The organism is Geobacillus zalihae (assembly GCF_030414215.1).
Lineage (GTDB): Bacteria > Bacillota > Bacilli > Bacillales > Anoxybacillaceae > Geobacillus > Geobacillus zalihae.
On the sequence record NZ_CP129217.1, the window covers coordinates 3,340,358 to 3,352,734 of the forward strand.

The 12,377-nt window shown below is 46.6% G+C and carries 10 protein-coding genes and 3 pseudogenes; 5 read left to right on the top strand and 8 right to left on the bottom strand.

The genetic code is table 11. From position 1 onward, the window contains the following. Positions 1-245 precede the first annotated feature (245 nt). A pseudogene (locus QWV57_RS16820) lies at positions 246-1,607 on the top strand (IS4 family transposase). A gap of 173 nt (positions 1,608-1,780) precedes the next feature. Here the strand turns inward: QWV57_RS16820 and QWV57_RS16825 are convergent. From QWV57_RS16825 to QWV57_RS16845, 5 genes and pseudogenes are all read right to left on the bottom strand, one after another. Further along, positions 1,781-2,053 (bottom strand): hypothetical protein, encoded by a 273-nt coding sequence (locus QWV57_RS16825; RefSeq protein ID WP_035018403.1) that lies wholly within the window; start codon positions 2,051-2,053, stop codon positions 1,781-1,783. A gap of 403 nt (positions 2,054-2,456) precedes the next feature. Beyond that, positions 2,457-2,786 carry a hypothetical protein gene (locus QWV57_RS16830; protein WP_301100133.1) on the bottom strand — a complete coding sequence of 110 codons (330 nt, stop codon included), beginning with the start codon at positions 2,784-2,786 and terminating at the stop codon, positions 2,457-2,459. A gap of 341 nt (positions 2,787-3,127) precedes the next feature. Beyond that, positions 3,128-3,466: a hypothetical protein gene (locus tag QWV57_RS16835; protein WP_044743696.1), complete on the bottom strand. Its 339-nt coding sequence runs from the start codon at positions 3,464-3,466 to the stop codon at positions 3,128-3,130. 506 nt (positions 3,467-3,972) lie between these two features. Next, positions 3,973-5,097, bottom strand: a pseudogene (tnpC, locus tag QWV57_RS16840) (IS66 family transposase); the annotation flags it as partial. Between the two features lie 125 nt (positions 5,098-5,222). Then, positions 5,223-5,504 (bottom strand): hypothetical protein, encoded by a 282-nt coding sequence (locus QWV57_RS16845; protein ID WP_035018965.1) that lies wholly within the window; start codon positions 5,502-5,504, stop codon positions 5,223-5,225. A 231-nt stretch (positions 5,505-5,735) separates the two neighbouring features. Here QWV57_RS16845 and pdxA point away from each other — a divergent pair. Both pdxA and QWV57_RS16855 read left to right on the top strand, forming a co-directional pair. Further along, positions 5,736-6,551, top strand: a pseudogene (gene pdxA / locus QWV57_RS16850) (4-hydroxythreonine-4-phosphate dehydrogenase PdxA); the annotation flags it as partial. A 112-nt stretch (positions 6,552-6,663) separates the two neighbouring features. Further along, entirely contained in the window at positions 6,664-7,935 is a 1,272-nt protein-coding gene (locus tag QWV57_RS16855) for an MFS transporter (protein ID WP_301100134.1), read from the top strand. 112 nt (positions 7,936-8,047) lie between these two features. Here the strand turns inward: QWV57_RS16855 and QWV57_RS16865 are convergent, their stop codons facing one another. The 3 genes from QWV57_RS16865 to QWV57_RS16875 form a co-directional block, all read right to left on the bottom strand. After that, positions 8,048-8,215 (bottom strand): hypothetical protein, encoded by a 168-nt coding sequence (locus QWV57_RS16865; protein ID WP_301100135.1) that lies wholly within the window; start codon positions 8,213-8,215, stop codon positions 8,048-8,050. A gap of 53 nt (positions 8,216-8,268) precedes the next feature. Continuing rightward, entirely contained in the window at positions 8,269-8,577 is a 309-nt protein-coding gene (locus QWV57_RS16870) for a hypothetical protein (RefSeq protein WP_301100136.1), read from the bottom strand. Between the two features lie 127 nt (positions 8,578-8,704). Further along, positions 8,705-10,471 (bottom strand): GmrSD restriction endonuclease domain-containing protein, encoded by a 1,767-nt coding sequence (locus QWV57_RS16875; RefSeq protein WP_301100137.1) that lies wholly within the window; start codon positions 10,469-10,471, stop codon positions 8,705-8,707. 259 nt (positions 10,472-10,730) lie between these two features. Here QWV57_RS16875 and QWV57_RS16880 point away from each other — a divergent pair, with 259 nt between their 5' ends. Then, complete coding sequence (locus QWV57_RS16880) at positions 10,731-11,183, top strand: N-acetyltransferase (protein ID WP_301100138.1); 453 nt, start codon at positions 10,731-10,733, stop codon at positions 11,181-11,183. Positions 11,184-11,543: 360 nt separating this feature from the next. Next, positions 11,544-12,323, top strand: a complete 780-nt coding sequence (locus tag QWV57_RS16885) for a hypothetical protein (protein ID WP_301100139.1) — start codon at positions 11,544-11,546, stop codon at positions 12,321-12,323. Positions 12,324-12,377 lie beyond the last annotated feature (54 nt).

Here is a 12,377-nt window from a genome sequence, read left to right on the forward strand (position 1 = left end):
TGCCGTTTGACTGCCCGACTGCTCCCCATCTGATCCAAAATCCCCAGACAGGACTTTGCATTCCTATGCCTCCCAACATACAAGTTAGGCAAGACCCCTCCGCAGATACGCGGCAAACGACAATCAGCAACGCATGCTTGGGCCTCTCCCCCCATAGCCATCAAGTTAAGAAAACAGGAATAAATATATGCCTGATTTGACCATCCTTTTGAAGACCTCATAATGTCTTAGAAAGGGTGGTTTTTTTGAAGACGTCCTTATCTCTCCAAGAAGAATGGCATGGTTTTTTAGACGGATTAAGAAGCGTGTTATCGTGCGAAGAACTCGAACATATGGCCCGAGATCATCAATTTATTCAACGAAAGGGGAAATTACGCGCCCATGATTTCGTGGCACTTTGCACATTTCTCCAGGAAGGAGGCGGTCAAAAATCATTGGTGCAGCTTTGCAGTGCTCTAGCTCTCAAGCAAAACACCTCTCTGAGTGCGGAAGGGCTCCATCAACGGTTTAATGAAAAAGCGGTGAGTTTCCTCAAAGCGGTGTTTGAAAAACTGCTCATTCATCAGACTCAGGAAGCCCGTCACTTATGTCAAAGACATTCGCTGTTTCGCCGGATTCGCATTCTCGATTCCACGTCGTTTCAACTGCCTCCTGAAATCCGGGGGATTTACGAGGGATGTACGGAGCCTGGGGTGAAAATTCAGCTAGAATATGAATGGCTAGAAGGGAAGTTTCTCCATGTGGACGTCGAAGATGCCCGTCATCACGACGCCGCCTACGGAGCGTCCCTTTTATCGACCATCCAAGAGGGAGACCTTTGTTTGAAAGACTTAGGCTATTTTTCGCTTGAGGGATTGCAAGCCATTCATGACGCCGGAGCCTTTTCTATTTCACGGCTCAAACACAATGTAGGGATTTACCAAAAAGAAGGGGACCGATTTCGAAAATGGGAACCAGAGGATTTCCTTGCGGTGCTGCAACCCGGAGAAACCATGGAACTGGAACATGCGTATGTCAGTGGAAAGAAAGTTCATCAACCGCGGCTCATTGTGTATCGGCTGACAGAAGAACAGGAGCGACAGAAGGAAGGACAATGGAAACAGAAGGCGAAACGAAAAGGGGCCGCGTACGTGACGCGACGCCCCCCACCCAATATATGTATATATCACCAATATTCCAGCGATTTATACCTCTTTGCACGAAATTCATACGCTGTATTCTCTTCGCTGGCAAATTGAAGTGGTATTTAAGACATGGAAATCCCTGTTTCACATTCATCGATTCAAACCGATGAAAGGGGCTCGCTTTCAGTGCCACCTGTATGGAACGTTGATTGCCTTATTGATCAGCTCCACTGTCATGTTTAAAATGCGGGAATGGCTCTATCGAAAACAGAAAAAGGAATTGAGTGAATATAAGGCGATGAGTATGATCAAGGAGTTCGGCATGGATTTCTTTCAAGCCTTATGGTGTTCTGAGGCGTTAGTTGTCCAACTCCTTTTAAAACTGTGTGACATCATCGCTCAACACGGAAAAAATCAAGGCGTTATACAAAAAAGAGCGCTTTAGACATTATCGAGAGTTTGGTCATCATGCCGGTGTCGTAAGAAATTCCCGCCTCATACCATGAAAAAAACCTTCTATTAGGGAAGGTGTATTTGGCATGCCTATCTTTATATATTCTCACGGTCACAGCCTCCAAAGATGAAAAGTGAAGCCTTGGAGCTACTCGCTCCAAGGCTTCACTTGATGGCTATGGGGACAGCCTCTTTTCGCGCTCTTATCCTCCCATAACACGAGCTAAATAATAATAAAAACTCCAAAGACCTAAAGAACTAAGGCTACTTAACAAGACAGCAAGCGATAAAAATAGGCTAGCATTGGATTCCTTTCTATAACGAACCAGAAACATAATGGACAGGATGATACCAGCAACGAAAAAGGGTAGCCATACTAGCCATAAAGAACCGAAGGGGAACCCAGTATCTATGAGGTAACCCACTATAAAAACAAGATTGACGAATAAAATTACAGGAAGAATTATTTTCTTCATTTACATTTTCACCTTTTTCTATATAGATGCAATTTGAAGCTTTACCATTTGCAGCTTTTAGCGGGCGTTTGATCGACTGTCGGGCGACCGAACAACGCCGCTTTCAGACCCATGTATGGGTTATGGGTCTGTGAAGCGGGTGGTTGTTCGGTCTTCCGTCACGCCTTGGCGTGACGGAGGCAAGCCTGTGGCTTGCCTTCGACAGTCGAAAAATGGACAAGCGACTTTTCCATCAAGGATATGTTAAACTTTTTCGTTGCATCTATATACATCCTCTCAGAACAATCACTCCCCTTCGCCACCATCGGGCAAGATGACAACGGTTATGTAGACTCGCCCTCTCCCTTCTAACCATTCGCTCCACCAAGCTTTTCAAAAAGAAGCGCCAAGTGAGATGACATCTTCATTCCCCGTCGCCACGGTCTTGCGACAGCGGACGTTCCCGTTCACCACGCAGCTTCCTCATCCTTTTCAATTCCTTCTTGACCTCCATGAGCGAATGGTGGATCTTCGCCGAAAGAAGCACATCTTTCCTCGCCAATAGTCCTTCATCGATCATGTTCAAATGATCCCACGCTCCTTGAACCGTCTCTTCGTCGTAATTTCCGGGGTTGGTGATGATCTCCAACAACTTCTCTTTTGTATAGCTAAGGCTTTTCACAATCTCTTTCAAACATTCCATCTCGACGTGTCTGCTGTCTAGCAGCCAGGGCATCTGTTCCCCTTGTTCCATCGAGCCTTCCCTTCACCTTTCCGCGCGTTGTCACTCTGAGGCATGTTCCTAACAGCCGACTTCCCTCCTCGATAGGCCAGCGCTACCTTCCATCCCTGCACCGTGTTGCGCCCTCTCCTCACCCCGGCCTAATTCCACTAGTCTGTATGCCCGTCAGCCAAACCCCACCGCCCCTAGCGCTTTCGTTCCTTATGCATCACCTTGGCGCCCGACTCTGTCCCTTGTTAACCAAAATCACCCTCACCATGTACATCTTATTTCGCCACACCGCCGTTATGCCTAGGATCACCCATGCAAAAATATTCAGCCATAAACAAAGATGCCCGCTGTTGAAGTGCGGTTTACATTTTCTCCAGTTCGTCCAAAGAAAGATACCTGACGGGATTTTGTCCCTTGAATCTTCTCGCTATTTCACTTTCCTTCCGTCGCAACTTCTGCAGAATTTCTACTGGAGCCTCTACGCCCTCAAACCGCCTTTTTTTCTGACCTTTTTCCTCGATAGTTTCCCACTTTTCAGGACGAAAAGCACAAACGATTTTTCCATGATTGATCCCTACTACATACTGGATATACGGGAACCTCCGTTCGCTTATCAGCCAGTTTCCACGTATCGCTTCATAGTAGTCTTTTCCCTCTGCCAATGTATGATGGATTTTTACCAGCACTATTTCTTCCTTCACGTCCTTCTCCTCCCTTTGTCCGTTGATACACACCGCTGTGCGCTGAAGAAACATGTCCAGTCATAAGACGACCGCACCTGTCTCGGACCTTTGGCCTTGATTGATGGGTTCGGGTATGTACTCATTACCCGTTTCGTTACAGTCGTTTATCGTGGGCATCCCCTCTTGCCAGCGGCGTTTTTCAGGTAAACATTGACTTGCTTCTGCGTCCAGTTAACGGGATTGCCTCGCCCATGCAAAATCATTTCCAGCTGATATTGCTTCCCCCATCATCAACCTTATGCCCTCCTTCCCCGCTGAAGACTCTCTGTTCATTTCACCCCAAACGTCGGCCTTTTCCAGTGCACCGCAGCGCAATCGGCCATGAAAAGTGAAAAGAAATTCATGCCATTTATAACCGATTCTATATACCCTCAAAAAATCCTTTTTATTCCACGAATTCATCAAAACCTATGACAATGGAAACGGCAAAATTTCGGGCGGTGACAGGCACCAAACATGATTCACCGGCCTTCTAGGCGCCGGATGAAATGTTCCGCTTTGCGGACACCGAGATGATTGCCTTGTCGGCAACGTTCATCGAGTTCCTGGCGCCCATTCGAAAGAAGCTCGTCGTACACCGCTTCCCAATACCGGACTTCCAAGAGTGATGGTAAAGTTCGGTATACTCCCGAAGCTCCCGGAGATGATGGGCGTGGCAAAGGGCATGGCTCGCCTGCGTATACATCGGGTATACGGCATACGCATCATGCACCATCGTTCCTTTGTACCGCGGCAAAATCCCGATGTCATCCGCCGCTTGTTTGCCACGCAAGCGATGAATCCCGTATCGGGTTTCCTTGGAAGTGGAAGCGACGTGCACCCATTGTTTCGTTCCTTTCACACGCAGGCTCGTTTCATCGACGTGCAGCGTGCTCGGGGTGAGCAGCGCGGCTTCGATTTCTTCAATCGCGGCTTCTGCCACAGGCTGCCACCGTCTCGTCATGTTCACTGCCTGCACTCATCGAATGGCCAGTGAGCGCTTTGACCATCTCCGTGACACGCTCGCACGGGATCAACTGCGCGTGATTCCAGTATAAAATAAGGGAAGTGATAGCTGGACCGTACTGGACATGATTCGTGACATAAAAAGGGAACTCCGCCTGCTGGACAAGTCGGCATTCAGGACAACGCTTGATTTCCCGCTCGTGTTGAGTGACTTCCATGCGAACCACTGGGAAGTCGAACACTTGGCGAATGTCTACTTGAAGTGGATCGATATGTTCTAACGAGTGACCACATCCTTTGCATTGGGTCACACGGTGAAGGACTCGATGGTCAGGATTCGGTGATGGGCGAAGCGTCGTTCCTTGGTGCCCTGGCTGTCCTCCCGGCCGTTTCTCCGACGGTGGGCGAGAAGGAGATTTCGCCCCAAACCGGTCAGAGGACGGCGGAAAATGACTATTCGTACTGTTTTTTTTCGTACGGGCTTCTAATTCTGCAATACGTGCTTTCCATTGCTGGTTTTCTTGTCTTAACTGTTTATTTTCGTTGATGAGTTTTTCGATGGTCTGGGCTTGACGTTCGATGTTTGCCACCATGCTTTCGAGTGTGAAGACCGCTTCTTGGAAGCCAAAAGCAACATTTGCCATTGTGTTCACCTCCCATGTCTATGATGGTAATTCGTATAGACAAGGAAGGTACGAACAAACCGGCTCTCGTAAATTTTTTCTATGTACGGGCTGAATAGTTACCCGCAAACTCTGACTGCATCTTGTTAATATCGCCTTAATCTCGGAAACTCCTTTCCGTTCACAAACAAATAATATTTTCGCACCGCATTTTGATAAGCATTATGATATAGCTTATCATTAAGCCTTTCTTGAATTTGCAGCAACAAATGATACATGGCTTCATCATTTTTCACAATATCATCTAAATTGACGTTCAGCTCTCGTTCGACCCTTAAAGCCTTTGCTACTCTTGAATGAACTGCTTTCACTTTGCTTTTTATATTGCTGTCGTTCATTAAGAATCTTCGAAACTCTTCTTCTCTCATTCTACACTCCTCCCTTCTTTATTTAGAATATTATCACAAAAAACAGCAGCCTGATTTAGCAAATTGCTGCTTAAACATTTCTCTTTATTAAGGTGGGTCAAACGCAATGGCATTTTCTCTTTTCAGCAATATATCAATCACTAATTTTCTTGCCCATTTCAATGTTCGTGCAATCGATTGGTCAATGTTTCCCATCTCCGTCGATCTTCGCTTCCTTCGACACAGAAGATCGAAGGGAAGTATGAACACGGAACGATTGATGTTATTTCACTGAACAATGTAAATGTGGACACCCTTGAAATGGGAAAAGTCCAAGCACAATGTGGCAAGGCAGCCTATGAATATATTGAAACGGCTGTTCGTTTGGCATTGAATGGAAGCGTATCAGCTTTAGCAACCACACCGATCAATAAAGAGTCGCTGAAAGCTGCCAATGTTCCTTTTATCGGCCATACAGAGATTTTAGCTGCTTTGACCAACACCGATGATCCGCTGACGATGTTTGAAGTAAGAAATATGCGCATTTTCTTCTTAACGAGACATCTGTCCTTGAAAGATGCCATCGCTGCCATGACAAAAAAAAGAGTTTGCGACTATCTCATTCGTTGTGATCAAGCCCTACAACGCTTGGGAGTAGAAAATCGGAAAATCGCCGTTGCCGCATTAAACCCACATGGTGGAGAAAATGGGCTGTTTGGAAGGGAAGAAATCGATGAGATTCTCCCAGGCATTCAAATGGCGCAAGAAAAGGGAATCAACGCGATTGGCCCTGTTCCTGCCGATTCAGTATTCCATCATGCTTTAAATGGACGCTATGATGCCGTTCTTTCCCTTTATCATGACCAAGGTCATATCGCCGCAAAGATGGCCGATTTTGAAAGAACCATTTCGATTACCAATGGACTTCCATTTTTACGCACATCCGTTGACCACGGAACCGCGTTCGACATCGCAGGAAAAGGCATTGCAAGCAGCATAAGTATGGAAGAATGCATTAAAGTGGCCGCTAAATACGCTGGACGGTTTCGCTCCTTACAAACAGCATAAACCGTCCAGCTGACCGAAAGCAATCGGGCAGTAGTTTTGTCCGTATTGCTTTCCATCACACGCTATTTGAAAGCGGTTGCGAAAAAATCTTCATGTAAAATGGGGGAGTACGATGAAATCAAAATGGGCAAGAATCATTCCTGTCGCCTTTATCATGTACATGCTTGCGTATATGGATCGTATTAACATAGGTGTGTTGATGCCTTATATACAGGAAGATTTAAATATTTCTTCTTCTGCAGCTGGAGATATCGCTGGAATCTTCTTCATTGGATATTTATTATTGCAAATCCCTGGGGGCATCTTAGCCACAAAATGGTCAGCCAAAAAGTTTATTTTTATCTTGATGATCCTTTGGGGATTGGCCGCTATGGCCTCTGGTTTTGTTCAAACCGAGGGACAGCTAAAACTCGTTCGATTCTTGCTAGGCGTAGCTGAAGGAGGGGTTTGGCCAGCGGTTCTCGTATTGCTCGCCAACTGGTTTACCCTTCAAGAACGAGCGCGGGCTAACGCATTTTGGATGGCTTGCTTGCCTGTTTCCGCCATCCTCATGGCGCCAATCACAGGCATTTTATTGAAGCATTTCAGCTGGAAGACAGTGCTCATTTTGGAAGGCATCCCACCCATTGTTTGGGCGTTTGTATGGTATGCGATGATTAAAGACCGTCCAACTGAAGCTAAATGGATGGATGAGAACGAAAAACAGCAATTATTGCACGCCTTGACTGCTGCACAAAGCCAATCCGCCAAATCTCAAGGATATGCGGCTGCATTTAAAAACAAAGCCGTTTGGGGACTTGTCATCATGTACTTCCTCTGGATGACTGGATTTTACGGTTATACGATGTGGGTGCCTAGCGTTGTCAGTGAGTTCACCGACGATTCATCTGTCATGGGGTGGTTGACCGCCATTCCGTTCACATGCGCGCTCGTTGGCATGATTGTGAACTCATCTTGGTCGGATCGGCGCATGAACCGCACACAACACGTCGTCATCCCGTTGTTTGTAGCAGCTTGCGCTATGATAATGGGACAGTTTGTAGAAACACCTCTGTTAAAAATGATTCTCTTATCCATCACAGCAATCGGCGTATATGCACCATACGGGCCGCTCTGGGCGATCCCGACGGCCATTATTCCTGCTGAAGTAGCCGGTGTAGCCATGGGCTTGCAAAACGCCATCGGCAACCTTGGTGGTTACAACGGACCAAAATTCTTTGGTGTACTCAAAGACCTAACAGGGAACTACCATGCAGGCTTTTATTTCTTAGCCTTGTCTCTCGCCTTGGCAGGCATTGTCACCTTCTTTTTAGGAAAAACCATACCGCAGAGGCAAGCTTCGGCTACCTCAGCAAGCAATCAAAAAACAGTACATTCGAACTGACATACGCTCGCCTGCCATTTTTAGCGAGCAAGAACTTCACCGTCGTCCTCAAGGACGGTATCATCCGCATCTCGGTCGACCACGGCACTGCCTTGGACATTGCCGAAAAAACTTAGCCGGCGAGCAAAGCATGCTCGAGGCCATCCGCGTCGCTGTTGAACTGTCTCCAGAAGCAATGCGTAAACACGAAAATCGGCAGCCTATCCTTGGGGCTGCCGTCTTTTTGAAAAACAAAAGATGCATAACGATCAGACGTCGAAGAAGGATGTTTCTCCTTCACCCATAAACAGTTTCCCCCTCTTTTGTCCATACATATTTGACAAACAGGTGCCCTCATTTCCCATCACCATGATCCCGTTTCCGCTGGCGGCACCATTTCCGGATCCTTTTCAATTCCCACTTGACGTTGATCATCTCATTATGTATTTTTACCCAGTCTCTTTCCCCCAACAATCTTAGGTCGATCATTTTCAAATGATCCCATGCTCGTTGAACCGTTTGTTCATCATAATTCCCAGGGTTAGTAATGATGTCTAAAAGCCTCTCCTTCGTATTGCCTAAACTTCTTATGATTTCTTTTAAATATTCTATTTCCATTTGTCTGCTGTCCAGCAGCCAATGTATCTGTTCCTGTTTTTCCATCAAGCTTTCCCCCTTTGATCTCCCCGCGGATACGTCGTTCCAAGGCATTTGCCAAAAAAGGGCCTAAAGGTCCTTTTCCTTGAAATATAAACCAAAACCTCTCCCCTGCAACATCCGCCCATCCCACTCACTCCACTTTCTTGCCCATCACCCGCTCGATCATCGCAAGCAGAGCCAGCCTTCTTTTTTCAAAAAACTGGTCAAAATCATCCGCTCTTATGGATGTCACATCAATGACATGCGTTTGCAGGATGTCATCCAACACCGTTGCCGAAACGCCTTTCCTCTCCTCCAATTTCTTCAAATATACACTTGGAGCATCACGGCCAATCATCCGATTCGTTTTATAGGACAATGGGGTTTTATTTATAATGCAATCGTACTTCGCTTTCTCAATCCCTCGTTTTTCACAATAATCACGAGGGAAAATATGGTGAATATCAATCGATTCGCCGTAATACGTCTGAATATCGATCGGCACCCCAGATAAGAAATCCCGCGCCCCTTCCCTCATGAGCAAGGCGTGCAACCCTTTATAAGCGGCGCTGTTCCGCGTGCGCAGCGTGAAGAGACGGTCAGCGGCGAAATGGGCATCCCGCACCGTCGTCGGCTCCGCACCACCGCGAATCCATTCGACGACCTCCACCACGTCACGGGCAATCCGCGTCTCCGTCGCACCTCCATACAACTCGCCCAACACCCCGCACCAATACCAACGGGCGATTCGGTCACGGACACGAACATTGTGCGCCTCTTTTCCCAGCTCGACAAAAATGGCTGCCAGCGGGATCAACTGGGTTCCGTACGGCAAATCTCGCGCAGAAAACACATGCTGCTCATGCAAAAATTGAGCCGCCTGAATAAACCCTTCCGTCACCCGATCCGCCCATCTTTGGTAATCCGCCAACGTCAACTGCAAGATGTCGCGCCGCTTGCAGCTGACCGCCACGCCGTCCCCCGCTTTTCGTCGATTGTACGTGGCCAACAACGCAACTGCCTGCAGGAAGTCGGTGCTGCTGATATCGGCCAACACTTTGTTGTAAATTTCTCCAGATCTCTTTAATTTTGCTTCCTTCTCTTCCCAATCATCCCTCAGCTTGAAATCTTCCGCCGCAAATGTGGCGGTAAGAAGCTCGAAGACGGTCAGAGAGACGCCCCCCGTGTTTACATTCTCAAAAACTTGGCAAACCGCCTCTTTCGGAGTCGGCTTCCGAAGCATAATAACAGGCACTTGATATTGCTGAAAACGAGGAAATACATCCATCATGAGCTTTTGCCATTTCAACGACCGTTCCGCAAGCCTCGCTGGATCCGAAAAATAGCGCGTCTGCCACGCCAACAACCCCGCAGGATCGAAAAGCAAATTCACGGGAAGCATTCCCGCCTCGCATTCTTTATCCAAATCAGAACAATCAAGAACGACTCTCCCTCCCGGCCCGCGAATGATTCGATCTTCCGGGACGCTGACAATCGTTTCTTCCCGGTCGACGCTCGGATCTAACATTTTGTCAATGTCAATATAGTAGAACCGTTTGATTGCCTTGTCCCTCTTGTCTCTCGTCGCTACAGGCGCTTTCAATTTCAATGATTGAAACAACGCCGTCAGCCGCTGTTGACCGTCAAGAATCAGCCGTTCCGGCTCAACTTGGTTCACGTTATCGACCCCTTCGATCGGCCTTGAGGCAAAACGGACATTCGGATTTCCCGTCTGCAGCATCATCACCGCACCGATCGGATAAGAGAGAGAAACACTGATCAACAGATTTCGAATCCGCTCGTCATCCCAAACCCAGCCTCTCTGAAAATCAGGAAGCTGTGTTCGGCATTCTTGAATGCTCTCAAGCAAATCAAGCAAACTCTCTACCGTACTATCAAATGTCGTGATCGTGCTCATGTCCTTCCCCCCCCCCGTTTCATGAAAACCCCTCACTTCCATACGATTCAATCGACCAATATTCCATCATCCAATGCATATTCCCTCTGCTTTCAAAAAGCCACTTTATTTCTTCGACAATGGCATTCTTTTTCCCTCCTACCGCCGCGCAGCGTTTGGCAGAAACATCCCCTAGCCAACGAAAATCTGTAGTTGAATATAAAAACAAAATACTGTATATTTATAAACATACAATGACGATTGATCGCGAGGGATCCAAATGCAAATCGACCATGCCGTCACGAGCGATGTCAAAGACATGCACGCACTCATTCAACACTATGCGGAAAAAGGATTGGTGCTGCCTCGCTCGCTGCTGTCCATCTACCAGCACTTGCAATGCATGTATGTCGCCAGGGAGAACGGCCAAATCGTCGGCACCGCTGGACTGCATATCCTAGGGCAAGATCTCGGGGAAGTCCGTTCGTTAGTCGTATCTCCCGACCATATGGGGAAAGGAATCGGCCGCCTGCTCGTCGACCATATTTCGAACGAAGCGGCCAGACTCGGGGTGAAGCGGTTAATCTCCTTCACGTACCAAGTGGAGTTTTTTCGAAAATGCGGGTTTGAGATCGTAGATAAATCAACACTGCCGGAAAAAGTGTGGATTGATTGCGTCAACTGCCCGAAACTGGACTGTTGCGATGAAACAGCGATGGTGAAATACCTTTGACCCTCCTCCCACCCGCATGGCGGGGAAGGGGGATTTTCTTTGGGAGAATCTTTTTTGCTTCCCATCCCCAGCTAATCGTCCTTTTTTTCTAATTCACCTTTCTCCCTCTAACAAACACCGTGCAGAGGCGAAACGCAAGCTCAATCATCCTTCACCGCATGCTTCACAGACTCGCTGACTAAGCGGTTTGCCACAAAGGAAATGGTCAATCCTATCGAAAGGTATAGTTTATAAAGTTAGAATTATTATCATGATTACAACAAACAGATTCCATTTTAATACATATGTGTTTTTTTCACCTAGTTCAACTAGCATAGGACAAATGATTCTCCCCATATAATTTCTTGAGGTGATTTCCAGATGGGAGGAAATATTGTTTATATACCAAAAAGCAAGATTCAAACAGTATTCAACGAGAAGATTACCCATACCTATCAGGTGAGAGCGCAAAAATTAAAGGCATATTTGGAAATTTACGATTTTTTAGTCCCGGTTGAAAAGGACCCCTATCAAGATGTCTACTATCTTGTAGGAGCTTATCCGAGATTTCATTCACTTTTTCATGATAACGAACTTGTTCCTTGTCTCGTTGAAGAGTATACCAGCCCAAAAGAACAATTACTGAAAATTGCCCGTAGATTTGAAAATCAATATACACCCCCAATTGTAAAAAGAGAAATGGTAGATCTCCTCAAGGCAATAGGAATAACTGACGATGAAATAATAAGAAAGACAATTTTTGAACGAAGCTCGTTAAACAAATATCAATACTCTAATGACATCCCCTCCCTGGTGCAATATTTGAACGAAACCTCAGGAAATCCAACGAGCAGGGAAACGCTCAACATGATTGGGAGACTCACCATTACCCATCATTGGCTAAACCAAGACGTCATCGCCGAACTTTACAAAGCCGCCCTCGCCAAAGCGTTATCTCAACAACAAATCCGCTCCATAAGTCAATTTTTAACCAACTATTCTTCTCTATTTATGAATCTCCATTTAGAAAACCAAAAAAAGCTTCTCAAATACATGATCAATTCACCAGCTCTTCTCCCTAAATTTTGGAACAAACGGCTTCAGGAGCTTTTACAGAGCCAAGGGATCTCGCTCAAACGCCTTACCCTTTCTCGATTATAAGATATCCTTTAAGCAATTAGCCCTGCACGATGTACATTGCATTTTTCCAGCGTT